Genomic DNA, 24584 nt, shown 5'->3' with positions numbered 1-24584 from the left:
AAAGAGCAGGATGGCCGAAAGCGACCATCCTGCAAAATCGGTTTTGTGCCGCAGGGCACATTATAGATAACGGGGACCTGAGTCCGCGAGTCTTAGTCCTCTTTCTGTTTCAGATTCGCGATGACGTTGAAGTCTTCCAGCGTCGTGGTATCGCCCGTGCTTTCCCGACCGGCGGCGATGTCACGCAGCAGACGTCGCATGATTTTACCACTGCGGGTTTTCGGCAGAGCGGCGGCAAAGCGGATTTCATCCGGTGTCGCGACCACGCCGATCTGAGTTCGCACGTGCTGCTTGAGTTCGTTCTTCAACTCATCGCTGCCATCTTCTGTCGTCAGGGTGACGAAACAGCAGATGCCTTCCCCTTTGATTTCATGGGGGAAACCAACCACGGCTGCTTCGGCAACTTTGGGATGTGCCACCAGGGCGCTTTCAACTTCCATCGTGCTCAGACGGTGACCGGAAACGTTGATCACGTCGTCGATACGACCCATGATCCAGTAGTAACCGTCTTCATCGCGGCGGGCACTGTCGCCGGCCAGGTAACAACCTTCAATGGTGCTGAAGTAGACGTCTTTGAACCGCTCGTGGTCGCCGTACAGGGTTCGCAGCATGTGTGGCCAGGGTTGACGCATCACGAGCAGACCGCCCTGGTTGTCGCCCAGGCTTTCGCCTTCTGCGGTGACGATATCAGGCACAACACCGGGCAGGGGAGTCGTACAACTGCCGGGCTTGGTGGCGGTCACGCCGGGCAGCGGGCTCATCATGATGCCGCCGGTTTCGGTCTGCCACCAGGTATCGACGATCGGGCAGCGTTCCTGTCCGATGACGGTGTGGTACCACATCCAGGCTTCGGGGTTGATCGGCTCACCCACGGTTCCCAGCAGACGCAGGCTGGAGAGATCGTACTTGTTGGGCCATTCGTCGCCCCACTTGATGAAGGCACGAATCGCGGTCGGGGCCGTGTAGAAGATGTTGACCTGGTACTTCTCGATGATCTCCCAGAAGCGACCTTCATCGGGCCAGTTGGGAGCCCCTTCGTACATCACGGTGGTCGCTCCGTTGGCCAGGGGACCGTAGACAATGTAGCTATGACCGGTGATCCAGCCGATGTCGGCGGTACACCAGTAGGTGTCGTCTTCTTTGAGGTCGAAGACCCACTTGGAGGTCATCATCGTTCCCAGCAGGTAACCGCCGGTGGAGTGCTGCACACCCTTGGGCTTACCGGTACTTCCGGAAGTATAGAGGATGAACAGCGGGTGTTCGCTGTCGAGTTCGACCGGATCGCATTCTGCGGAGACGTCTTCCATCAGATCGTGCCACCAGTAATCACGATCGGGAACCATATCGACTTCACAGCCGGTACGACGGTAGACAACTACCTTTTCGACGCTGGGTGATTTTTCCAGGCTCTGGTCGACGGCTTCTTTGAGCGGAATATTTTTACCGCGACGCCAGCCGCCATCGGCGGTGATGACCAGTTTGGCCTGGGCGTCATTGTTGCGGTCGGCGATGGCATCGGCACTGAAACCGCCGAAGATGATCGAGTGAGTCGCCCCGATGCGTGAGCAGGCCAGCATGGCGATGGCCAGTTCGGGAACCATGGGCATATACAGGGTGACGCGGTCGCCGGTCTCAACGCCCAGCTTCTTCAGGCAGTTCGCGAACTTGCAGACTTCGCGGTACAGGTCCTGGTAACGCAGTACGCGGGTATCGCCCGGCTCGCCTTCCCAGACGATAGCGGCCTTGTTTTTCCGCCAGCTGTCGAGGTGACGGTCGATGCAGTTGACCGAAGCGTTGATCTTGCCACCCGTGAACCATTTGGTCTCGGGCATCTCGCCTTCGAGGACCTGATCATAAGGCTGAGACCATTCGAGTCCCTGAGCCAGATCGCCCCAGAAACCGGCCGGATCGTCTTTGGCCCGGTTCCAGAGCTCTTCGTACTGTTCTTTGCTCGAAATATTGGCCTGTTCGACGAACTCGGCTGGCGGCGGAAATGATCGAGTTTCCTGAAGAACACTTTCAATGTTTTCGTTAGCCTGGTCACTCATCGTTGTCATTCCCCTTTGCGTTATTTGGCGAGCGAAATAAGAACCGAAAAATGCTAATCAACGACCTGAATTTTCAGGAGCGTAGATTCGATTCTCTCCCTGTGTCTTGAAGTCGAATTATTAAACAATGCTAAGTTAGCGATTTTAGGGTGCTGTTTTTTTGAAGTCAACAAACGGCCAATCGCTTCCTCTCAGAACGGAATTATGAAAGGTAACCACTTATCTAAGCGTCAAAACAGGGAAAATCAAGCAGAACGGGGTACGGAAGTCACTTTAAATCACCGGAAAGTAACGCAGATTCCCGAATTCTTCCCGAATCGGTCTCTTTTGACGCAGAACCGACCACTGGCGACAATTTGAACACCTGCCAGGAGGCCGGGAGCGGGAAATACAGCCGGATCAGCTTGCCTGCGACTCCATCAGGGCCCGTGCCTTCTGGTAAGCGGCTTTCATTTCAGGCGAATCCTGTGTGTGTTCACCTCGAAAGACCATCAACAGACCGAGCCGCGGATGATCACTGACATTGGGATCGCTGAAATGAATGGTCTGACAGTGATGGATCAGCACATCGCCCGCTTTCAGCAGTGCCGGCGTCGCTGTGGCGGCATCAACTTCTTCTGCCAGACCGAAGGAATTCCCTTTCACGCCTGATGGCGTATGTACCTTTAGTCCTGCCTGATGCGAGCCACCCACGTATTGTACCGGACCGTTTTCCGGCGTGACCTCATCCAGGGCAACCCAGACCGTAAGCACGTCCGGTGGTTCCTGGCAGAAGTAGGCATTATCCTGATGCGGCGGTACACCCGAGCCGACTTTTGCGGGCTTGTTAAACGTCTCGACTCCCATACAGAGGGGCGTGCCGTTGACCAGGGCAGCGATCAGGGGCTGCAGCTGTGCTGCCTGCGGAAGCTCTGCGAAGAACGGATCGTGGATCTGCATCCGCCAGCAGTTGCGAATCGCGGTGCCATCCGCTTCAAAGACCACATCGTTCTCAGGCACCCCGGGAACGACTTCCCGATTATAGCGATCGACCGCAGCACGGATCTGGGCCAGCTGTTCGGCAGAGTAGAATTCGGGAATGTGCACAAACCCCTGTTCCCGGTATTCCTGAACGATGGCGTCTTCAGTCATGGCTTTCTCCTCATAGGCAGCCTGGTCAAAATCAGCGCGCTTGCAAGATGCAGATCCCTATCAATCTAATCAGTTGAAAACGGTTTTCCACGATTTTTTCCCAGATTCTTTAATATAACAGGAAACCGGCGCTGGGAGATCGATATGCGAATCGCTGCTGTCAGAAGGGGAGAGAGCGCCAGACACTGTAAGTCAGCTGAGATTCAGCGGCGCATCAAAGTCCGCCGCTGACTCTGCTGGCGAAGCGGGCGGCGGGATATTTCCTGCCAGTGGCGGATGTCGATTTCATATGGACCGTGTGGCCGATCAAACCCGCCGTAATCCCGATGGTATTTTTCCAGCTTGCCGATCTTCTGATCGACGCGGAGCTCTCCCCGCCGCTGGCTCTTGGGGGAGCGACCCCAGACAATCTCCGAACCGCCTGCGGTGATCAGCCGGAAGATCAGATCGTCCAGCGTACTCGCTTCGCTCAGGCGGGGAGGCGCGGCGATCGCGACGATCTCCAGTTCCTTCCAGTGCGGCGAAAGTGCTTCGGCCAGCTGGGCAGCACCAGTGACGGTGACATCGCCCCAGGCATTTCCAGGAGGTCCGGCGGGAACCGATTCAACGCCGGTAATCACCGGGTAGCGGCGGGCATCGGAGACCGAAAAGTCTTCCGGAGGCAGCAGGACGCCCGCGTTGTCGACGGGTAACAGTCGCTGTTTGAATGCCACCATCGCTGCCGGCTTACGGAACTGCAGCTCGACTTCGACCGTGCTCGTCTTCCGAACCGAGACCACTTTTTCTACCCAAGGATGTTTCTGGAATGCTTCTGCGACCTTGATGACCAGATCCCGATCGAGCAGCGAGACCTTCTCAGGCAGCTGGTTGCGCTTGATTACCTGATCGACCAGATCAATGGGGACGTAGTGGGGAGGGGCGGGAATCAGCGACAGACTGCGGGTTTCAATCTGGTACTGTTCCTGTTCTGCCAGATCGGGGAGCTGATCCTTGAGCTTCTGCGAAAAGAACCAGACGGTAATTCCCACCGCCAGAATCAAAAGCACCTTAGGACGAAACAGCAGGCGGACCAGTCGCGCGGGGCTCAGCGCAGACCGTTCTTCGTCCAGCACGTCCTCTTCTTCTTCGATCTCTGCGATCTGTTTTTTAGCCGGGACTTTTTTCTTCGTCGGCTTCTTTTTAGATGCTTTGCGACTCATGAGCTCTGATTGATGTGTTCCATTCTGGTGCGCGCGACGCAGCCTCAGCGCACCGTCCCCTGCATTAACATTATCGCAATCTCAAGCAGCGCGAGTTGTGGCACACCACAGAAAAGTCATAATTCCCGCTGGGCACAGGCCGTCTGGGTAAACTTTATCAGTTTTGCGGGCGGGTAGTGGCTTTCGCCAGGCGGCTGAGCAGGACCCGTTCGCACAATTCGCCAAAGTCGAGACCCGCCTGAGCGGCCGCTTTGGGGACCAGCGAATGGTCGGTGAAGCCGGGAATGGTATTCACTTCCAGTACCCAGGGCTGCTGAAAGCGATCCAGCAGGATATCGACCCGTACGATGCCGCTCGTTCCCAGTGCCTGGCAGGCACCGACGCCCGTTTTAATGATCGACTGAATCACGTTCGTGGGCTGCTGGAACTCGAAGTGATACTGAGTCGAGTCTTCCAGATACTTGGCTTCGTAGTCGAAGAATTCGTGCGGCGTTTCGATCTGAATCAAAGGCAGCACATCGTCATCCACGAGGCTGACGGTCCATTCCGTACCCGCGATCGCTGACTCCAGAATGCCGAAGGAGTCATAATGAAAACAACGGGTCAGTGCCTGCGGCAGTTCTTCGGGCGATTTGACAATCGTCACCCCGAGGCTCGACCCTTGAGCGTCCGGCTTGACCACCAGTGGATAACCCATGCTGCGGGCATGCTGTTCGATTCGCTGGGCATCGTCTGATTCGTGAATCAATACGTAGGAAGGCGTGCTCACATTCTGCTGAATGAAACGTTCCTTGGAGGCCGACTTGCTGAAGGCCAGCTTGGAAGTGGGAGCATCGCAACCCGAGTACGGAACACCTAAGCGTTCGAGTGTGGCCTGGATGGTGCCGTCTTCGCCGTAGGTTCCGTGCAATGCCAGGAACACGACGTCGCAGGTTGACCAGTCATACGTTTCCAGATCGACCAGGGAAGGATCGACCGTCACCACCTGATGTCCTCGCGCAGTCAACGCGCGCGACACGTTCTCGCCACTCTTCAGGCTGATGTCACTTTCGGCAGATTCCCCGCCGGCAAGTACCACAATGTTTAAAGGGGTCGAGGGTTGTGCTGGTGAATGGCTCATCGGGTCGCCTCCTTGCTTCCGGCCACAATATCGCTTGGATTTTCAACGTTGAAATTCTGAGATCTTCAAAGATTCGGGGGATTCTAGCAGTTGGTCACCAATCTGCAAATGGTGATCTTGTCAGAATAGTGAATGTTAAATCAGGCAAAGAAGGTGTGCTGGGGTGTGCTTTATTGCAGTAACCGAAAGGTCTTGCGCAGACCGCGATAAGTTTTTTTTCCCAGGGATTCCGGGGCAACCACGATTTTGGCCTGTCCGGAAGCGTGAATCACGGGTTGTTCGTCTGTCACATCCAGTTTGACCCGCACCAGGTAGGAAGTGCTGCTGAGCCGCCGCTTGCCCTCGGCATCGACTTCAGTAATCACCTCTTCCCGGTGAATCAGGTTGGGGTGCAGATCTTCGAGGTCGATCTCCGCGATGTCGTCGATCGTGCCTGTGATGACCTGATCCGGATATTCGTCGAGCAGGATTCGCACGGTCTGCCCCGCCTGCACATACTCGACGTCCTCCTGATCCACAATCAGGCTGGCCTGCAGCGCCCGGGGATTTCCCAGCGAACAGAGCCAGGTCCCCCGCTTCAGAAAGCAGTGCTGGTTATCCGCATCGAAGGGAGAGCCGACCCATTCAGGCAACTCTGCTGCATCGGCAGGTGCGGGTGTACGCGGCGCGGGAATCAAGGTCCCTCCCACGGGGGCAGTCAGGGTGAGCCGACGTTGATCGGTCAGCCGTTGTGCGAGCTGGTCCTTGAGATCGGTCAGCTGTTCCTCGGCGGTGGGCAGTTCGCGGGCGGCCTCGGGATCGTCGACCTGGCGCGTCTTGAGCGTGGTGATGCGAATCTGCTGTTCGCTGATCTGTCCTTTGAGCTTGAGAATTTCCAGATTGATCTGATCGTTCTGCAGGCGGGCAATGAGGGCCCCCGGTTCAACCACGGTTTGAGGGCTGGCGATGGAAGCGACAAACCCCGGGGACGTGACATAGACGTGCTTTGCGTCCTGTAGTTCAATCAGCGCCGGAGCGGAGATGCGGTGCGGGAAGGGAATCAGCAGCAGCCCCATCAGGATCAGGATGACCAGTGCCCCACGCCGGACAAAGCGACCACCGTCGATGCGGCCTGCGTTCGCGTAAGTCTGAATTTCCTTGATTCCGGATTTGACGGGCACGATCAGCATTCCCAAAAAGACAAAGGCTCCCAGGACCTGCGCGATGATCTCCAGGCCGTAGGGTTCCAGTACATAATAACAGACGGTCACAATCAGAAACACAACCAGCCAGCGGTAAATCGCCGAGGCGACGCCGTAGGCAAACAGAAAACGCCGCAGCCGACGGGGTTCGCGGAGCAGGGTGTCAGCTTTGTGTCCGAAGAAAAAATGATGCACGCGGTTGGAAACAATGGTCTGAGCCCGCTGTCTCAGGTTCGGAACTTCGACCAGGTCCAGCAGGATGTAGTAGCCATCGTAGCGGAGCAGCGGATTACCGTTGAGTAGCAGCGTGCTCACCGAGCAGACGAAGACAATATTCAGGCAGAGCGAATGAAACAGGCCGGGATACGTAAACCACCAGAGAAAGACACAGAGCGACGAGATAATCAGTTCTACGAGGATGCCCGCCGAGCTTACGATGATCCGGTGCCACTTCTGCGGCATCGTCCACGCATCGCTGACGTTGACGTACAGGCAGGGGATGAAGGCCAGCAGCATGACGCCCATTTCGCGACACTCCCCACCAAAGTGACGGCAGGCGAGCGCGTGACCCAGTTCGTGCAGGATCTTGACCAGCGCCAGACTGACCCCGAGCAGAACCAGGTTCTTCGCCTCAAAAAAGGTGGTGAACTCGGGCAGTTGGGCGACTACAGCATCGAAGTGTGTGAAGACGAGCGTTACCGCTGAGAGCAACAGCAGCAGCGTCGCCAGCAGAAACCAGGGAGTAAAACAGAGTGCCGCGACCGGCTGCAGCCAGGTCAGCAGTCGATGTGGGTCAACGCCCCGGAAGCGAATGGCCAGCGGATTCATCCAGCGGGCCCGCCGGGCCTGTTGCTGTTTCTGAGTCTGACGTTCCAGCAGAATTTCACCCTGGCCGAGGGCATCGGCCAGAATCAGTCCCGCTTCGTGCAGTCGCGATAAAAAGCCCTGCAGGTGTGAGGCTTCCAGTTTCTGAGGCAGGAACTTTTTTTCGTACTGCCTGCGGATACTTTCGAATGAAGCCACGCCGTCCAGCTGTTTCAGGATGAAGTATTCCTCGTCCCTGAGCTGATAGTACTGGAGCGAAAACGGATCCTTGATGCCCCAGTACGTCTTACCACCAAACTGAAGCGGCTGCACCTGCAGGTCGGCCCGCATCCGCAGATGCAGTGGCTGGTTCGAATAGTTCTGGGCGCCGATAGACATGAGGGAGGACCGCCTTCTCAGTCGCGGAAGTTTATTGAATGATCAGCGAGGCACGCATGCCCGGTTTCAGTTTGAGGTCCGGGTTTTCAATGTCGGCCCAGACACGGGTCTGGTTATTGACCGCATTGATCTCGGGACTGACGAATGAAATTTTGCCCTGGAACTTCTGCTCTTGTTTCGTACCCGGGTTGACCAGCAGCACCACGGGACGGTCTTTTAGATCCCGCTCCTGCAGCAGTGACACGTTGATCAAGCCTTCAGCCCGCAGACGATCGAGTTTCAGTAACCGCATCACCGTCTCACCCGGACGCACCCATTCTCCGGTCCGGGTCATGATCTGCACCACCATCCCGTCAATCGGGGAAACCACTTTCCGTTTCTCCACAGCTAAAGCCGCGATCTCTTCTGCATTCTGTTTCAGTTTTGCTTCCAGTTGGGCGGTCTTCGCCTCTTCGGTTGCCTGTTCGATTTCCAGCTCCGCTTTCTCTGCGGTCAACTGCAGACGGTCCAGTTCGGTTTTAGAGATACTCTTCGGGTATTTCTGGATTGAATCTTTGGCTCGCTGCAGTTCCGCGTTCGCCACTTCATGCGATTTACGGGCGAACCGGAGATCGACGTCATTCTCCGCTTTGAGCCGCGCGGTTTCATATTCCAGTTGTGCCTGCTTGAGCAGCAGCCGGGCTTCGGAGTCTTCAATCTGGGCCAGCAGGGCGCCCCGTTCGATGGTCATGCCTTCCCGGACTCTGAGGTTGGTCAACTGCCCGACTTCCCGCGCGGGGACTTCGACCTGCTCGATGACGGTCACCAGCACCGAGTCGATGCGCAGGGGTGCGTCCGACGCTGCACGCTCATCCGCCGACAGAGCCAGCGGCGTGGCGATCTGCAGACCAGCCAGGGTGGTGAACAAACAGATTGAGGCACACAACCGGTTCATGGTGATTCTCTTCCTTTTATCAGGACAGCAGTGAGCTTGAATTCTGCTAACGTGAGCCAGAGCACCGAAAACACACGTTTTCCGGCGGAAATGTCTCATATCACATTCACTGCTCAAAGACCATCTTAATCGGGGGCGGACCGCCCGACTGACGGTAAACTGAGCAGCCTGGCGTGGAGAACATTGTCAGAATACCCTATTTTTTCCGATCCACAATTGAGGTGACCGCATTCCGTCCGTTAAGATCAGGTGGATGGGCCCTCCTTGTCTTACGTGAACCTCACGTATTTTGCCAGAAATCTTTCTCGATTCAGGTCGTCTGCTCATGACTCAACGTTCCACCGCTTGTTCTACTCACATTGATTCCCGCCGCACATTTTTGAAAACCGCAGGGGCCGCGGTTGCCGGCAGTTTTTTTGCTCCCGCGATTCTGGGGGCTGACGACAAAGCAGGCACTAAGCCGCCGCTTGTCGGAGAAGACGCGTTTCAGTATGAAGTCACGCACGGGTGGGGCGGAACGCCCAAGCACATCAAGTGGGGTGAGACGCACGGCGTCTGTGTCGACGAGGCCGGTCTGATTTATATCAAACATCGCTCCCGCGCGAAGACGCCCCTGGATGCCATCGTGGTGTTTGACGCCGATGGGAAATTCGTCCGCTCTTTCGGAAAGGAATATCACGGCGGCGGTCACGGCATTGATGTCCGTAAGGAAGGCAACGAGGAATTCCTGTATCTCTCCGATGTGAAGCACGGCATCGTCGCCAAAACCAGTCTCACAGGGGAAGTTGTCTGGAAGATTGGACGACCCGCTGCGCCCGCGCATTATCAGGACGCCAAACAACGCTACAGTCCCACCAACATTGCCTTCGCCCCCGATGGGGGATTTTATGTCGGCGATGGTTACGGCTCCCACTATATTCACAAATACACGAGCGACGGGAAGCCCGAGTTTTTCTGGGGAGGCAGCGGGACCGAAGCGGGCAAAATGAAAACGCCGCACGGCATGTGGCTCGACACCCGCGATGGCACACCTAAGATCGCCGTCTGTGACCGGGCCAATCACCGACTCCAGTATTTCAGCCTGGATGGTAAACACCTGGGCTTTGTCAACACGGTCAGTTTCCCTGCAGACATCGACATCCAGGGAGACATCATGCTGGTCTCCGATCTGCATGCCCGGGTGACCCTGTTCGATAAACAGAACCAGGTAATCACTCACCTGGGCTACGATCAGGACTGGACGAACCGCGTGCTGGATGGTTTTAAGATTCGCACGCAGCCCGAGCAGTGGGAAGCCGGTCGCTTCGTGCATCCTCACGATGCCTGCTTCGATCAGGCGGGTAACATTTTTGTCACCGAATGGGTCTCGACGGGCCGTATCAGCAAACTCAAGAAAGTCAGCTGACACGACTTTGATCCTGAAGTTCACACTCGCTTTAATCTCTTCACCCCGGTTGGAACCTGATGAATTTTTCTCACGAGTTCGATGAGCAGCGCTTCTTCGAAATCTGGACTGCAGTACGGATTGAGCGTCCCGTGAATTTCTCCCTGTTTACGTTTGGAGATCAGCAGCTTCCTTATTATCTGGTGACCGGCGCACCCGAACCCGGGGCGACGGTCAAGGTCCGCAAAGGGGAAGTCCTGATCACGCGGGCGATGATCATCACGCCCGATTCGATGGAGCCCGAGTTTCGTAACTTCTTTGAAGAGCAGGAAGAGGCGGACCTGGCTGCGTTCCTGCTCTCGCGGACTGCGGGTTTCTCCAATCTGAAGTTCTCCAACACCAGCGGACCCGAGCGGATTGTCAGCGACAGCGTCGAGGAAGCAGTCGACAAACTGAATAAACAACTGGACGACGAAGAGGAAGAGCACACCGCGATCCTCAGTGCACCGCCCGGCATGGGAGGCATCGCCATCATGCGTTACGCCGCCGAACGGGTCTGGGAAAGTGCCCCGGGCAACATTCAGGAATTACGCGAACGCGGCTTTCTGAATTAGCGGGATCGTTGTCATTTTGAATGTGGGTTGCACTTCTCGTGATGGAATCAGACGTAGGGGCGGTACCTGTGTGTCCGCCCGCCTGGTGAATTTTGACCGTTATGCAGGCAACGAAGGCAGCGTTCTCAAATATTCGTACTACCAAACGCAGACAGACTCGCTCTACGGGTAGCCACACAGGGCTACCCCTACGTGATAGAACATACTGCTGCAGGCAACAGGAAGCTGCCAGGGTCGACGCACACGAGTAGTTCCAGGATCTCTTTTACTTTTTCGGAATCTTATTGAGCGTATAGTAAGCCTGTGGATGCAGCAGTGACTGACCGGCTTTGTTCTTCACACCAGCGGCAACCAGTTCGTGCACATACAGCTCCCGCAGGCCGTTCACTTTGAGGTGGACCCGGGTGCCATCCTCCGAGACCGTGATCTGTTCAATGGGGAGTTCCCGGTTCAGAATCTCATCGCTGCCGTAGGATGAATGGTAAGTGTAGGTGTAACTTTTCATCAGATACGACCGGGGATCCATCGCGGTTTTCAGATCGACGGGTTGCGTGAAGACCAGCTCAAAACCATCGGGTTTCGCCCGCATCTCTTTGATCTCAAAGGGCGTCTTACCCGTCCAGACCAGACGCTGTAAACCATAGGACGCCGTCCCGAGACTGCTCCAGCCCCGGTTGGTCAGACCGACAAACACGCTGCCATCGGTTCCCTGTGCCAGACGCAGGACCGCAGAAGCGAAGCCTTCCCGGAAGGGGAAGCAGGCGCCCTGGTATTCTCCGTCGACCTGTTCCAGGAAGACGCGATTGATGGCGGCCTGAGTGAATTCGCCGACAAAAAACTGACCGTCGAACGGGCCAAACTTGCCGCCACTGTTATCGAGCATCACGTCGGTTGTGGACTGCCCCGCTTTTTTGTAAGGAAACCAGACCGCCGGTGGTTTGAGTTGCGGCATTTGTTTGATCGCCTCGGGGAAGGGGAGGCCGTTAGGAATCTCTTTCACACCCTGAATGGGTGAGCCCGGGAGTCCCATCGAGGCGAGTGCTTCCACGTGATGAAAGAAGGCCCCTTTGCGCATGTGATGCAGCGTATTCGTGGCGACCCAGTTCCCCTGTTGATCGGTGTAGAACACATCGCCGGCCCGGTTCACGCCGATCCCCGCAGGCGAACGCATGCCGGCACAGACGGGAACCAGTTCTCCGTCGGGTGTGACTTTCATCCCCCACCCGCGCCAGCGTCCCTGGGCAAAGCCGAGCGTTGGATCTTTGACGGCCCGGGCCTTGTGTTCTTTTTTCAGTCCCAGTCCGATATTGAGTGTCAGCCACAGGTTGCCCTCGTGATCGAGCTTCGGTCCGTAAGCATATTCGTGGTAGTGCCCGGTGACGCCCCAGCCTTTGGCGACGGTCAGATATTCATCGGCGGTTCCATCGCCGTCGGTATCGCGAATCCGCGTCAGCTCGCTCCGCTGCACCGTATAGAACGCACCGTCTTTCCAGATCAGTCCCAATGGCTCATGCAGGGCGGTGGCGAACCGTTTGTAGGTCACGTTTTTCGGTGGCTCGTCATAGACGCCGTCCAGAATCCAGATCTCCCCCTTGCGGATGACGACCGCGATACGCTGATCGTCGAGGACCGCGATGCCGCTGACTTCCAGCACCAGATCACCGGGGGCCGGCTTCCAGTTCTGTGAACGCGACTCGGTCTGCGCTTTGGGGGTCATGATGGAGACGATGCGGTAATAATCGTCTTCACTCTCCGCATACGCGTTGTTTGCCGTCAGGACGCTGGTCAGACAGAGCAGCGTGAGCAGGGTGAAAATGTATTTTACCATTGGTATGTCACCTCAATCGTGGTGTCTTCTGTCAGGGGCACGGGGATCAGCCATTCGCTGAGCTTGTCCCGGGTTCGTTCTTGACCTGCTTTGGCGAAGGCTTCTGCAACGGAGACACGCAGGCCGTCTTCGTTTTGTCGCGTGGTCGGATCAACGGTTTTCAGGTTCTTCCCCGTCAGTCCGCGGAACCAGAGCGTGCCGACAGTCTTTGGTTGCGAGACCGCTTTGATGGTCAGTCGTCGTTTCAGTGTCTGCCTGGCAGTCGCTTCCAGGCGGTCTTCGATGTCGATTCCCTGGTAGCGGTAAAGAAACGTGGGCACGCCCTGCTTGTCGATGCGATAGCCTCGGAACTGCAGCGAATCCGTTCCCGGTTTGGATTCAGGCCAGACCTCTTCTGTCTGTTTGAGGAACGCGACCGGTGGCCCTGAAGGAAACTGCATCAGTGCATCACCCAGCGGATCTGCCGGTGGGGCAAAGCGGATGAACCAGGTTCCCTGTGCGTCGAGGAAGCGTCCTTTCCAGGCCAGGGCAGGGCGAACCTGTTCGGCGTCAAAGGCAACATGGACTTTCTGCGGGAAGCCCACGGCAATCGCATGTGTGCCTGCCTCTTCCATAAAGGTTCGCAGGATGATCGGCTTTTTGTCGGGCACCAGTTCGTAATTCTTCGACTTGGCGGCGAGAATCTTTTCCGGTAGCGGCTGTTTGTCTCCCGCTTTGAGGTACGCCCAGATCGCGGCGATCTGTTGTTCTACATCCCCTTTGAGTACGTCCTTGTTCTGGCTCTTGCCATCAGGGAAGAAGGTCGGCATGCGGGTGCGCTCTTTGAGAGATGCGGGATCGAGCAGGAAGTCGTGAAACCACTGGGCATGCACGCGACTGGTGACCTCGCCGAGGTCCGTACCAACCACACCCGGCATACTTTCCCCCCGGATCGGATGACACTGAATACAGCCGGTCTCCAGCATGCTGCGACCGGCGGGGGCCAGCTGCGCATGTTGAGGGAAGACGTCTGTTTCAGATCGCTTTTGTGGACGATCGACTTTCTCAAACTGATTGGGTAGCGCTGCAATTTCCTTACCAGGGAAGATCGGCATGCGGGCGTGCATGTGTGGGCGAATATCCCCTTTGCCTTTGAGAACCTTCGACAGCCAACCCTTCTGCAGCTTGAAACCGATGCCTGTCAGCGTGGGGGGAATCCGACCTTCATCACCCAGGTCGACATGACCTGCGGTTTCAAAATACGGTTTCCGGTTAAAGCCGACACCCCCCTGTTTGTCACGCTCGTGGCAGGCGTAGCAGTTGAACTGCAGGAGCTGAAAGGCCAGCTGGTTTGCAACAGATGGATTTTCATTTTGCTTCAGAGCGGCGAGAGATTCTTTGATCGCCGTCTGCTGGAGTTCATCCAGAGGATAGGCGGGCATCTTCCGTTGGGGATTGTGAAAACAGCTGGCAGCGGCGGTCGTCTGTAACTGGTTCAGAGGCCGGGCAGAGAACGTCGGTTTTAACTGGTCGACCTGATGGCAGTTCACGCATCTGAGTTCGACGAACTGTTTCTTGCCGGCGGTGATCAGTTCTGCAGAGTCACTGCTGGTAGCAGCTGTCGCGGCCCCGGGTTGCTGATTTCGGAGCAGGTAGGCGGCGATGTCTGCTGCTTCCACAGCGGCGAGTTTCAACTGGGGCATGCGACCGGCGGGACGTGTCTGTTCCGGATTGAGCAGGAAGAAGGTCAGAGCCTGTGGCGTGTACTTCGCAGTGAGATCCGGGTGCGGAACCGAATTCACCGGACGGACAGCCGCCGCCAGTCCGAGCTCTTTGATGTCTTCCGGATCGAGCTGGGCCAGCAGTTTGTCGTTGGGCGAAAATTTGGTTTCACCCGGTTCGTAGTCTTCATCGGTTTCATGACAGGCGACGCAGCCGATTTTGTGATAGAGTTCGCGGCCCCGCGCCACATTCCCTTTGTTCCAGAATTCGTAGGGGACCGGATTGGCGCCGGTGGCTTTGATTGTGGGAAACGGTTTCTGTTGGGACATCAGAAACGCGGTCAGGGCCTGGATGGTGGATGCTTTTTCGTTCGCAGGCAGACCGTGCAGGACGTCGGGCATCGTGGTGCCCGCCTTGGTGACATGCGGGGCGGACAGGAATTCTGTAACCCACTTCCGCTGCAGACGATTGCCGACGCCATCGAGTCGGGGGCCGCCCTTGGGCTGCAGGGCAGACTGTGTTGTGGGATGACAGGCGGCGCAGCTCAGTTCGCTGATCAACAGTCGGCCTGCAGTCCCCTTCGGAAGTTCCTCATGGCGTCCGAAGCGGTCGAAGCCGGAAACAAAGGGGGCCGGATCGGGAGCGGCAAGCAGGGAATGGCCCATGATCAGGCACAAAAGTCCTGTCACCAGGCAGGTCCTTCGTTGATTCATTGAACGGTCTCTTTCTCTGTGGGCTGCAGTCGGGGCCGGTTCTCAATGGGATGCGCGAATCGCAACTGTAATTCAGGCAGGTACTTCGATCATAAAGCAGCGGCAGACCGGAAGCAATCAGAGAACACGTTCATTTTGTATGGGTTTGCGTCGTGCCGGGCGGAGCGAGCGTGCTTTGGCCGCGGGCCCAGCCCTGTAGACGACTGAGTCGCTTCGCGCCACGCAGAAAATATTCCTGGTTGAGTGACTCCAGTTGTTCCTGTCGCAACCGGTCACGCGTGGTCCGCCAGTCGGGAGGGGAGGAGAGGAACTGCAGGGCGCACATGGTTTCATAGATCGCGTCGGCGATCAGCTGGTGGCCTTCGATACTGGGATGTACATGATCGACGAGCAGTTCGCTGCCGGGAATACCGTCTGGACTTTTCTGTTCGAACAATTTGCGGGCATCGATGATGGGGACATCGTACTGTTGCGCCAGTCGGAAGAGAGTCTCGTGCATCGGTTCGAGCATGCGGAGCGGGCAGATGTCTTCCTCTTTGGCCTTGATGAACCAGCTGCGTGCGTCGTCGTACCGTTTCAGGTATTCACAGGTTTTTCCCACGCTATACACCAGGCTGGCGTGTGTGTCGTCTATACTCAGAGCCTGTTGCCAGTAGCTCATTTTCTGCTCTGCCTCGTCCCAGCTGCATTCGTCGGCGGACTTCCAGAGGGCATTCACCTCATCGCGCTCAGCTGCGGTGAGGCGGGAAGCAAATTCGCTTTTAAAGGGAATGCAGTTTTTCAGATTGCTCACCGGATTGACCAGCAGCAGCGGAACGTCGGCCTGATGCGCCAGCAGAATCATCTGACGCATGTTGAATTCATAGTGGGCCATGATGGCCCGGCGATGTTCCGGATCGCGGTGGTACTGTTCCAGTCCCTGCTGAAAGTCGAGCAGCGCGTTGACATCGGTTTCGAGCACGTTTTCTGATTTTTCCGTTGTCTGCGTTCTCTGATGTGAGTCGGGAAGCAGGCTTTGAATCACCGATGCCAGGCGCAGGTCCAGCAGGGCACTCTCGGTCTGCAGCAGCAGTTCGGGCTGATGTTTCAGGCGGGAGTAAGAACGGTCTTCCAGAAATTCATTGTGTCCGCTGTAGACGATGAACAGATCGGGTTCGTAGCGCAACGCTTCCCGCAGGATGGGCACCAGGCGATAGCTGGCATACGAGACGCCACCACAGTTCACGACTTCAAAATTCCGCGCGGGGTCCGCGGCCTGCAGATTAATTTTCAACCAGTTGGTAAATGAGGTCTCGACGGCATACGGACGTCCCTGCACAGTCGATCCGCCGAGGACGAACACGCGGTAGGTGTTTTTCCCTTTGTTGACCGGGAACTGCTGCGGACGGAAGAAATCGCTGCGGTCGGCGGAGGTCTGGTATGTCGTCCCATCAGCGTTTTTGACAAACAGGGTGGAGTCTTCGCTGAATGAAATGAAAGGATCCTGGCTGTGCGGCAGTGGCTGAACGCCACCCAGGCGGAGCCCCCCTTCCAGCAGACCGATGAAGATGAGCCCCAATAGCACTGCCAGCGTGCGAAACAGCACGGGGTGCCGAGACTTTGGCTGCGCGGGACGCGGTTCGGGTTGTGGATCGCCTGTCTGGTTCATCGGAGTGTTCTTGAGCGGCAGATGATGCAGGGACGCAGAAAAGCAGAGAGTTCCCTCATCCTACCCGACGACAAACCGTGGGTCCAGAACGAATGTGGGCAGGGGAATCCTTTCCGGCGCACAAAAAAAGCGATGCCCCCGGGGGGAGCATCGCCTGTGATGTTGCAGTGAAACGACTTCGGGAAACCGGGATGTCTCTACTTGGTTTCCAGATCGAAGTTCACAGTATTGTCACCCGCTTTGACTTCAGCGGTCAGTTTGGAGTTGGCATTGAATTTCGCCGGGATCTGGTTTTCCGTATCATTGGGAGAGCCGGGTTCTCCGAACTTGGAAATTCGCACGGTATGCTGTCCTGGTACGGCACCGTTGGCATCCTGGTTGTAAGCAAGCTCGTATTGTCCGGCTTCGTCTGTTTTGCCGACAGAGGGAGCACCTGCGGCAGGTTCGAAGACGACTTCTGCATCAGGAAGAGGACTGCCATCCAGTGTGATTGTTCCAGTTACTTCTCCCAGTTCCGGAGTGTCCGCTCCGCCTCCGCCACAACCAGTGATTGCAGCAAGGAGCAGGCTCCATGTTGCCAGAGTACAAACGGTTTTCGGTTTCAGGTTGATTAATCCTCGCATTAGAATTCACCTAAAATTTCGCTGCCATTGATGGTTTGAATGCCTCGTAGCAGGTTGATGTCAATGTTCTCACTGAGAAATCGCACAGCTCCATCTGCCAGCAGTGCATGACAGCCTCCGGTATGTTCGCTGCCTGGAGATCCCCAGACAGTCAGGGCATTCGTGGCACTGGTCGGCTGGTTGATTTTGCGATAAGGGGCTGCAATCACGGCACCAGTGGTAACATATGCTGCAACGAAAGGACCACGAATTGATGAGTCCTTCTCCATCGGGGTTTCGCTGAGCAGCATGGAGTTACTCATACCATCTTTGAAGTCACGAACGCGGGCTGCGCCGTTACGACCGAAGGCCGTGTTGACTCCCGTCGCAGCGCCATAAGTGATCGTTGAATCGTAGGCGATATAGATCACACTATAGCTCGTGCGATAATCTCTGGTTGTGGCATAAGCCGTGTTTGAACTGTAGGAGTAAGGACCGGGATTGTAAGAATCGGAAGGACACTGAAATACCGCGATCGGGTGCGACGTTGCTGCAGTCTGAATCCCCAGGGAAGGTCCAGTACATGCCCCGTTACCGTCTGAAGCTCCTGTCGCCATCGAGAAATTAATCTGGTTGTACATCGTCGTCTGTTCGATGAAGGGCAGGATATAGAGGTAAGCTGTATGATTACGGGTTTCCTGCGTACCCAGCGAACTACAGCTGTAACCCCCACCATTGACATCACCCGGTGGGAAGATCCGATGGGAATCATGGTAGTTGTGCATCGCCAGTCCCAATTGTTTGAGATTGTTTTTACAGGTCGACCGACGGGCGGCTTCGCGTGCCTGTTGAACTGCAGGTAACAGCAGCGCGATCAGAATCGCGATGATTGCGATCACCACCAGTAACTCGATGAGGGTAAAACCTCGTTTAGAATACTTCTTGAACTCGAGTGCCATGGTTCAGAATTTCCTTATAGAAATTAAGAAATGATTAGTAACAAATTAAGCTAATATTTAAGCGCATTAATTATTCTAAGCAGCACTCAGTCATCCTGGCAAGAACATTCTGCCGTAAATCCAATATGGATAAGGGATTTCTTATCTGAGACGGGCCCAAAAGAAAGGAAAAGCCAAACGGAGGCTTCGTATAGAAGAGAGGTAAACGCCTCGTTCTCCAGTAGTTACCAGAGAAAGATTCGGCGAGAGGAGGGGTATCACTCAAGGCTGCGGAAGCCGAGCATTACCGGGATTGCAGGTTGAGCGCCTGTTCGTCGAGCGCTTTCTGTAGCGTCATCGAGTAGGCCAGGTACTTGCGATCCAGCTCATCGTAGGAGAGGCCCGTCAGTTCCGGAAGGCTCTGCGCGTTGTTGCGAAGCCGCGAGTTTTCGCTGTAGAGCTGCGTCATCTGTTGAATGAACGCGTCCCGATATTCTCCCTGGTTGGCGTGCATGAAGAAATGCGAGAGCCCCGACGCCTGGCTGTAGTTGGGGCTGATATTCGGACTGCCCTGAAAGGCGGTGCGTCCCATGGCGGCGAATTTTTCCAGGGGAACGTAATACTGGTCTTCCAGCAGCCGATAGCGGGCCGCATTGAAGCGGATATGATTGGGATTTCCGGCTTTGAACTTCTTGCCCTTTTTCTCGAATGATTCCATGTAGCAGGCGATGCCTTCGATGGCCCAGAAATGATTCTTTTCACCGACCTGTCGGCTGCCACGACTGTTGCCGGTTTCATAGAACAACTGATGGGTGGCTTCGTGATACAGCGTTCCCAGGTCTCCCTCCGCTTCCGGATTATAATAGAAGTGGGAGATGCGATCGCCGAACAGGTAGATGCCGTGGGTGAGAGCGATCTGGGGAATCTCTTTCTGCAGTCGCTGCAGGTATTCCTGACGGGTGCTGTAATAGTGCATCACATGCTGTTGTTGATTCTGGCGGCGAAACGGATTGCGCGAGCCTTGAAACATTCTTCGCAGCTGTTCGGGAGTGTTGAAAAACCCGGCGAAGGTCTGATGGAAGTAGCGATAGAATTCTTCCATTTCCGTTGCGAGCTTCACACCCATTTCCAGGCTGTGATTCGTTTTGATCAGGAAGTGTTCGGTTTTGATTTCCCAGGCGTTGCGGAAATCGCGGCGGATCTCGGCTTCCTGGGCGGCTGACATCCAGCGTCCGTTGACATAGCGTTCCCCACGTTCATAACGGGCGATATGCGTCGTGGGGAGCCAGCCGAACTGAGGATGCCATTTCTGTCTGTGATCCTGCATCTCCTTTTCGAAAGGCGTCATCCATTCATCGCCGTTCCGCACGTATCCCAGGATCTGTCTGACCGAACGGTGATCCGGATTGTGGTAAGCGGTTTCCCGAATCAGGTCGTAGGCAAAACTGGGGAAGCCGGCATACAGCACTTTGCGGGAGAAGACGAACAGATCGTTGGCCTGATCTTCCTGCAGGTTCTTTAATTTGAGTCGCCACATACGTTCCCCTGCAGGCAGACTGGCCGGCAGGTCTGGCTGAACTTCGCGGGGCAGCGTGTAGGAGTCGGGATCAAATTCGCTCCACTCCTGGATGAGCGTCGCGATGGCCTCAGTGCCTTCGGGCTGCTGATTCTGCCGACAACTGGCTGCCAGTTGTTTGAGTTGATCCTGGAACTGATCCCGCAGTGCATTGTACTGCTTGTGGTAGACTTCCAGTGCCCGAGCATTCTGTGCCCATCCGGCGCCGGGGGCCAGTACAAGCAGAGCGCAACACAGCAGCAGCCCATTGACCGCAGTTCGCAGGGAAAAGACAGTCTGCCGGCACTGACGGGGAAACTCCCCTGAAGGGATTGCAGCAGATTGTCGATTCACATCAGGCATGGTCTTCGGTGTTCCTTAGGGGACAGTTTAACAGGCTCTCTTAATACGATTTTAGGCGAGTCAGGCAGAGGAAAAAAGGAATTTATCGGCAATTTGAGGTGGGAACCGATCAGGGAAGTCCCTGTAACCCGGTTACGCCGTGTAATGTGACGCGATCGTAAGAGGGGGCGAATTCAATCTGCTGGGCCTGGTTGGGCGCACTGGGAGTTTTGCCGGTACGCGAATAGCGGCGGATCGTGGCTTTCCGGTTGCCGAACGAACGCATCATGTAGAGGTCTTTGGATTCGTCATAGCTGATCGTATCCGCGCGGGCAATGAACGACTGGTTGGTCGGTGTCTTCTTATTTTTGACCAGGGCATTGCCTTCGAGTTCGGCGTTCCCCTTGGCCAGCATCGAGATGAATTTCTTCTTCTGTCCTTCAATTTCATGTTGAATCAGTTTCAGACTGTTGCTCCGCATCCAGCCTGCATTGGGAGGCAGTTGATCGGGGTTGATCGTATCCAGCGGACGTTTGACGCCCCCGTAGGTGATCTGCACGCGATCGTCGAAGGTGGTGCTCCGCTGCGAGACATTGCCGGACATCTTGCCGTTGAAGTCAATGCGGGTGTAATTCCAGCTGTCGGTATCTGTTTTCTGTGGCAGGTTGGCCTGCGAGACCCGGGATTCGGGATTGGACTCCTTGGAATTTTCACGTCGCCAGAGAATCAGCCAGCCGGGACCGCGGGCTTCTGCGTTACCGGTTTTCTGATCCACGTTCATCTGCCAGAAGCTGGCGCGGCGGATACCGATCAGCCGGTTGTCCTGGTATTCGTTACTTTCTACTTCCACGCCGTCCCGACAGGTAATGAAATGCACCGTCGGTTTCTGACCTTCGGGTTGTTTCTCGGTGAATGAGACCCGGTCGGAGAGGACGACTTCCATTTCCTGGCACCGCAGGCGATTGTCGCCCATATTGGTACGAACCTTACCAAAGAAGTTCGCGGTGATGCCATCAAAGACCATTTCCTGATCCCAGTGAATTTCGAGCAGGTTCTCCTGGTCATTACCCTGTTCCTGGACCTCACCGGTCAGACCACGTTCCTGGGTGATTCCATCTGCGCCCGAGAGCAGGCCGGCCGCGGACTTCTTGCCCCCTTTGACCGGGAGCAGCAGCAGTCCTTTCCCCTGGACTTCCGCCCGGTTGGCGAGTCGATACAGGAAGATGTCATCCCCTTCGATCTGGGAGTCACCGCCATTGATTTTCGCCGGAGTGCCCATCACGTGCAGCACCTGGTCGTTTTCGCCTTTGTTCTGGATGTGCATCTGGTTGCCGGTGATGTGCATCGGCTGCTTCTGCGTTTCATTCAGCTGTTTGACGGAGACATTGCCTTCAGTCCAGACTTCAGAAACTTCGGCTTTGCCTGCTTCGTCTTTCTGCATGCGTAGTTTGATCAGGTCGGAGACGACCATTACCGGCTCAGGTTCTTTCTTTTCCGGGCCCAGCGCAGTCCTGCCGCCCTGCTGGCCAGCCGGTGTGTCATCGACGGCAAATGCCGCCGGCTGGATCGCAGAATTCTGTGGCGCGACCGATTTGCTGACGGGGGCATTAGGAGCAGATGTCGGCACGGTGGCTTCATCGAACCAGACTTCGAGTCGCTTCGTTTTACCGCGGAGCTGGGGACTGTAGATGGCGACGTCCTGGGTGGCGATCATCTTGTGTGGATCGACTTTCTGAGCGGTCTTATTCGCACTCTGCTGACGATCCTCCTGCAGCATGTCTTTCTGTTTCAGTGCGCCCAGATCCCCTTTGAGCCAGAGACGAATCTGCTGTGCGGCCAGCGCGAATTCCTCAGCCGGCTGCCGGATGATACACTGCTGTTCCAGTTCCACCATATCGAGTTGCGTCTCGGGATCACGTGACTTCTTCATCAGCTTTGCCCACTGGGCGGCAACGCTTAACTGGCCCGTACTCGGATCCACGTAATCCACCTTGCCGGCACCTTCACAGAGCACGGTCTCCACGCGTCCCTCTTCATCCTGGTGGATGGTGATCTTGGGACACTCGAGTTTCGACGCCTGTTGATATATTTCGACCGAGCGTTCATCGGTAAGCACGATCGTTTTTGTTGCTTCGTTATATGAGAGACGCGTCATGCGGCCTGAGAACTGGTTTTCCTGTGAGACCAGCGCAACATTTTCCCCTGTAGCGACGAGCTCCTGGAACTGCAGCTTCCCGGAAGCGTGGCCCGGTTGCTGATCTGCCTCCGGTGTCGGATTATCGGGGTCTTCTTTTCTGACAAACTGGAGCTGCAGCTGATCGCAGTCCAGGGTATCCGCATGCTGAGGACCAGTGGGATGGTAGACGCGGACATCTTTATGGAATGTCCCCTGGTTGGTTTCCAGGTTGAAAGTAAAGCTTCCCGCGCTTTTGACTTTGGCGAACCGGCTGCGGTTTTTTGATTCGTGCTCTTTGTCCTGCTTCAGCGCCAGCTCCATGTAGACATCACGTCGCAGCACGATTTCGCGAATCCCGTCGGCCGCGGGTTTGAGTTCTTTGGGTTTCACGGCTGCGGGGATGAGCTTCATCTCAATACCCCGCGCGCGACCGCGGTGTTCTTCGTAGGCGAAGCGGACTTCACTGTCACTCCAGATATTCATGGACGATTCATCGTAGAAGAAGTTACGTCCGTAAATGATCAGGCCGTTGGGTCCTGTAATTTTTACAAAGCCCTCCAGCGAGCCCGCGATCATATGACCCGGGTCGGTCTGTTTGATACCGAACGGCTGCTCGAAGCGGATCAGTGCTTCCTCACTCATCAGAGCGAAGGGCTTTTCTGAATCCTTTTTCTTGGGATCGAACATCAGCATTGCGAACGGTTTCAGACGGGCGGCCCGTTTCTCCTCTTCCTGCTGCCAGCGTTCGGTGTAGATGAAGACGTTTTCATCCTTGAACTGGTAGCGGGCGTCGGCTGCCCAGGGGATTTCCGGCAGATACGTTTTGGCGTGCTCGTTATTGGCAGACGCGTATTCGGGAGACTGAAAGACCTCTTCGGGAAACTCCTGCCGCACGACCGTGCTATTAATGACCTGCCGCAGGACCTGCGCGTAGACCAGGTACGCCCCCGTCAGTGACAGCATAGTCACCCAGGTCAGCAGCGTCCGGTTGGCGATCAGGCGATCGAACAATCCATTCCTGTTATATCGAATGGTTGCGGTCATGTATGAAAGGGAATCGTTTCTTACTTAAGTGAGATGAACAGTCGAAAGGGAAATGAACTGATAAGGTGTTATCCCGCCTGGCGATCAACCGAGGCGGCTTCGGGTTGCCAGCCGATGACATCAGTGATGTCAATCAGACCGGCCAGATGATTCTGACGATCGACCACAGGCAGCTCGCTCAGCTTGCGTGCCTTGAGGAGATCGACGGCGGCCTGCAGTGAAGCATCGGCCTGAATGGTTGTGGGCTTAAGCGTCATCACTTCGCAGATGGGGCGATCGAGCTGATCATCGCGTCGCTCTTCCAGCAGACGGGCCAGGTCACTGTCTGTGAAGATGCCGGTAACGCGATCGGATTCATCGACGATGATCACGGCACCACTCCGGCGGCCGGGAGAACTCAGTCGGACGAAGGCATCGCGAATAGACGTTGATTCCTGTGTCACCCGCACTTCGGCGCGGGGGCGCATCACTTCGTTGATTTGTGTCAGCTGTCTGCCCAGGCTGCCGCCGGGATGAAAGGTGGCAAACTGCAGCGGCGTGAAACCGCGGGCCTTACTGATCACCAGTGAAAGGGCATCGCCCATCGCCAGCATCGCGGTGGTGGTGGTGGAGGGCGCCAGCTGATGCGGGCCCGCCTCTTTGAGATCACCCAGGCAGAGTACCACCCGGGAAGCACGACCGAGGGTGCTGGTCTCGCGGGCGGTAATTCCAATGATGGGGAGATCCATTTTCTGAATGATCGGCAGGAGCCGACGGAGTTCTTCCGTCTCTCCACTGTTGGACAACGCCAGTACGGTGTCGTCCTGGTGCAGGCAACCGAGGTCGCCGTGAATCGCTTCCGCGGGATGCAGAAAATGGGAACGGGTTCCCGTCGACGAGAGGGTGGCGCAGATTTTCTGAGCGATCAGTCCCGCTTTGCCCATGCCGGTCAAGATGACGGCTCCCGGTCGGGAGAGGATCAGATCGACGGCGTCACAGAGTTCGGTACCCAGCGCGCTGCCCATCTGGCGCAATGCCGCGGCTTCGCTGAAAATAATTTCGCGCGCATCTCGTAATTGATCAAACTGGGAAAACTCAATGACCGACCTTGCAGGCAGGGAACTCATCACGCCATTCCTTTATCGCATCCTTGCGGGCATGTGTGGGGGAGCGGGAGTATAAGGCGCTGCGAAAAACGGGTCAATCCGTTTTTATTCGGGTAGTGGGGTTGTAAGTGACCAGCC

16 protein-coding genes are annotated in these 24584 nt (G+C 56.2%); 2 read left to right on the top strand and 14 right to left on the bottom strand.

The annotated features are described in order from the left end of the window. Positions 1 to 92: 92 nt before the first annotated feature. The 6 genes from acs to F1728_RS13355 form a co-directional block, all read right to left on the bottom strand. Complete coding sequence (gene acs, locus F1728_RS13380) at positions 93 to 2048, bottom strand: acetate--CoA ligase (protein WP_155364525.1); 1956 nt, start codon at positions 2046 to 2048, stop codon at positions 93 to 95. A gap of 399 nt (positions 2049 to 2447) precedes the next feature. Continuing rightward, the gene (locus tag F1728_RS13375; RefSeq protein WP_155364524.1) at positions 2448 to 3179 is read right to left on the bottom strand and encodes a phytanoyl-CoA dioxygenase family protein; all 732 of its coding nucleotides are present in this window, start codon (positions 3177 to 3179) and stop codon (positions 2448 to 2450) included. A gap of 203 nt (positions 3180 to 3382) precedes the next feature. Further along, entirely contained in the window at positions 3383 to 4378 is a 996-nt protein-coding gene (locus tag F1728_RS13370; protein ID WP_155364523.1) for a cell division protein FtsQ/DivIB, read from the bottom strand. Between the two features lie 157 nt (positions 4379 to 4535). Further along, the gene (locus F1728_RS13365; RefSeq protein WP_155364522.1) at positions 4536 to 5498 is read right to left on the bottom strand and encodes a D-alanine--D-alanine ligase family protein; all 963 of its coding nucleotides are present in this window, start codon (positions 5496 to 5498) and stop codon (positions 4536 to 4538) included. A gap of 170 nt (positions 5499 to 5668) precedes the next feature. Then, a complete protein-coding gene (locus F1728_RS13360) occupies positions 5669 to 7882 on the bottom strand; it encodes a site-2 protease family protein (protein ID WP_155364521.1) in 2214 nt (737 codons plus the stop codon). 31 nt (positions 7883 to 7913) lie between these two features. Further along, positions 7914 to 8816: an efflux RND transporter periplasmic adaptor subunit gene (locus F1728_RS13355; RefSeq protein WP_194242806.1), complete on the bottom strand. Its 903-nt coding sequence runs from the start codon at positions 8814 to 8816 to the stop codon at positions 7914 to 7916. Between the two features lie 325 nt (positions 8817 to 9141). On the opposite strand from F1728_RS13355, the gene F1728_RS13350 reads away from it, so the two are divergent. Together F1728_RS13350 and F1728_RS13345 are read left to right on the top strand one after the other, a co-directional pair. Then, a complete protein-coding gene (locus F1728_RS13350; RefSeq protein WP_155364519.1) occupies positions 9142 to 10221 on the top strand; it encodes a peptidase in 1080 nt (359 codons plus the stop codon). A 59-nt stretch (positions 10222 to 10280) separates the two neighbouring features. After that, positions 10281 to 10814, top strand: coding sequence for a hypothetical protein (locus F1728_RS13345; RefSeq protein ID WP_145035597.1), 534 nt, complete (start codon positions 10281 to 10283; stop codon positions 10812 to 10814). Between the two features lie 265 nt (positions 10815 to 11079). Here the strand turns inward: F1728_RS13345 and F1728_RS13340 are convergent, their stop codons facing one another. From F1728_RS13340 to F1728_RS13305, 8 genes are all read right to left on the bottom strand, one after another. After that, complete coding sequence (locus F1728_RS13340; RefSeq protein WP_155364518.1) at positions 11080 to 12642, bottom strand: DUF7133 domain-containing protein; 1563 nt, start codon at positions 12640 to 12642, stop codon at positions 11080 to 11082. Next, positions 12636 to 15056 (bottom strand): cytochrome oxidase, encoded by a 2421-nt coding sequence (locus F1728_RS13335; RefSeq protein ID WP_155364517.1) that lies wholly within the window; start codon positions 15054 to 15056, stop codon positions 12636 to 12638. Before F1728_RS13335 ends, F1728_RS13340 begins: the two co-directional genes overlap by 7 nt. A 130-nt stretch (positions 15057 to 15186) precedes the next feature. After that, positions 15187 to 16704: an SGNH/GDSL hydrolase family protein gene (locus F1728_RS13330; protein WP_155364516.1), complete on the bottom strand. Its 1518-nt coding sequence runs from the start codon at positions 16702 to 16704 to the stop codon at positions 15187 to 15189. Positions 16705 to 16901: 197 nt separating this feature from the next. Further along, positions 16902 to 17327, bottom strand: a complete 426-nt coding sequence (locus F1728_RS13325) for a carboxypeptidase-like regulatory domain-containing protein (protein WP_155364515.1) — start codon at positions 17325 to 17327, stop codon at positions 16902 to 16904. Next, entirely contained in the window at positions 17327 to 18265 is a 939-nt protein-coding gene (locus F1728_RS13320; RefSeq protein WP_155364514.1) for a DUF1559 domain-containing protein, read from the bottom strand. Before F1728_RS13320 ends, F1728_RS13325 begins: the two co-directional genes overlap by 1 nt. Before the next feature lie 283 nt (positions 18266 to 18548). Continuing rightward, entirely contained in the window at positions 18549 to 20162 is a 1614-nt protein-coding gene (locus F1728_RS13315; RefSeq protein ID WP_155364513.1) for a DUF1570 domain-containing protein, read from the bottom strand. Positions 20163 to 20271: 109 nt separating this feature from the next. Then, positions 20272 to 23361, bottom strand: coding sequence for a hypothetical protein (locus tag F1728_RS13310; RefSeq protein WP_155364512.1), 3090 nt, complete (start codon positions 23359 to 23361; stop codon positions 20272 to 20274). A 68-nt stretch (positions 23362 to 23429) separates the two neighbouring features. Further along, positions 23430 to 24467 (bottom strand): KpsF/GutQ family sugar-phosphate isomerase, encoded by a 1038-nt coding sequence (locus F1728_RS13305; RefSeq protein WP_155364511.1) that lies wholly within the window; start codon positions 24465 to 24467, stop codon positions 23430 to 23432. Positions 24468 to 24584: the final 117 nt, after the last annotated feature.

Origin of the sequence: Gimesia benthica (assembly GCF_009720525.1) — a bacterium.
Lineage (GTDB): Bacteria > Planctomycetota > Planctomycetia > Planctomycetales > Planctomycetaceae > Gimesia > Gimesia benthica.
This window is presented reverse-complemented; position numbering and strand designations above follow the sequence as displayed.

Bases quoted from the DNA above. Each gene is read 5' to 3' on its own strand.
- F1728_RS13315 (WP_155364513.1), bottom strand. From the start codon at position 20,162: ATGCCTGATGTGAATCGACAATCTGCTGCAATCCCTTCAGGGGAGTTT.
- F1728_RS13375 (WP_155364524.1), bottom strand. From the start codon at position 3,179: ATGACTGAAGACGCCATCGTTCAGGAATACCGGGAACAGGGGTTTGTG.
- F1728_RS13330 (WP_155364516.1), bottom strand. From the start codon at position 16,704: ATGAACCAGACAGGCGATCCACAACCCGAACCGCGTCCCGCGCAGCCA.
- F1728_RS13345 (WP_145035597.1), top strand. From the start codon at position 10,281: ATGAATTTTTCTCACGAGTTCGATGAGCAGCGCTTCTTCGAAATCTGG.
- F1728_RS13370 (WP_155364523.1), bottom strand. From the start codon at position 4,378: ATGAGTCGCAAAGCATCTAAAAAGAAGCCGACGAAGAAAAAAGTCCCG.
- F1728_RS13355 (WP_194242806.1), bottom strand. From the start codon at position 8,816: ATGAACCGGTTGTGTGCCTCAATCTGTTTGTTCACCACCCTGGCTGGT.
- F1728_RS13310 (WP_155364512.1), bottom strand. From the start codon at position 23,361: ATGACCGCAACCATTCGATATAACAGGAATGGATTGTTCGATCGCCTG.
- F1728_RS13320 (WP_155364514.1), bottom strand. From the start codon at position 18,265: ATGGCACTCGAGTTCAAGAAGTATTCTAAACGAGGTTTTACCCTCATC.
- F1728_RS13305 (WP_155364511.1), bottom strand. From the start codon at position 24,467: ATGAGTTCCCTGCCTGCAAGGTCGGTCATTGAGTTTTCCCAGTTTGAT.
- F1728_RS13325 (WP_155364515.1), bottom strand. From the start codon at position 17,327: ATGCGAGGATTAATCAACCTGAAACCGAAAACCGTTTGTACTCTGGCA.
- F1728_RS13335 (WP_155364517.1), bottom strand. From the start codon at position 15,056: ATGAATCAACGAAGGACCTGCCTGGTGACAGGACTTTTGTGCCTGATC.
- F1728_RS13365 (WP_155364522.1), bottom strand. From the start codon at position 5,498: ATGAGCCATTCACCAGCACAACCCTCGACCCCTTTAAACATTGTGGTA.
- acs (WP_155364525.1), bottom strand. From the start codon at position 2,048: ATGAGTGACCAGGCTAACGAAAACATTGAAAGTGTTCTTCAGGAAACT.
- F1728_RS13350 (WP_155364519.1), top strand. From the start codon at position 9,142: ATGACTCAACGTTCCACCGCTTGTTCTACTCACATTGATTCCCGCCGC.
- F1728_RS13340 (WP_155364518.1), bottom strand. From the start codon at position 12,642: ATGGTAAAATACATTTTCACCCTGCTCACGCTGCTCTGTCTGACCAGC.
- F1728_RS13360 (WP_155364521.1), bottom strand. From the start codon at position 7,882: ATGTCTATCGGCGCCCAGAACTATTCGAACCAGCCACTGCATCTGCGG.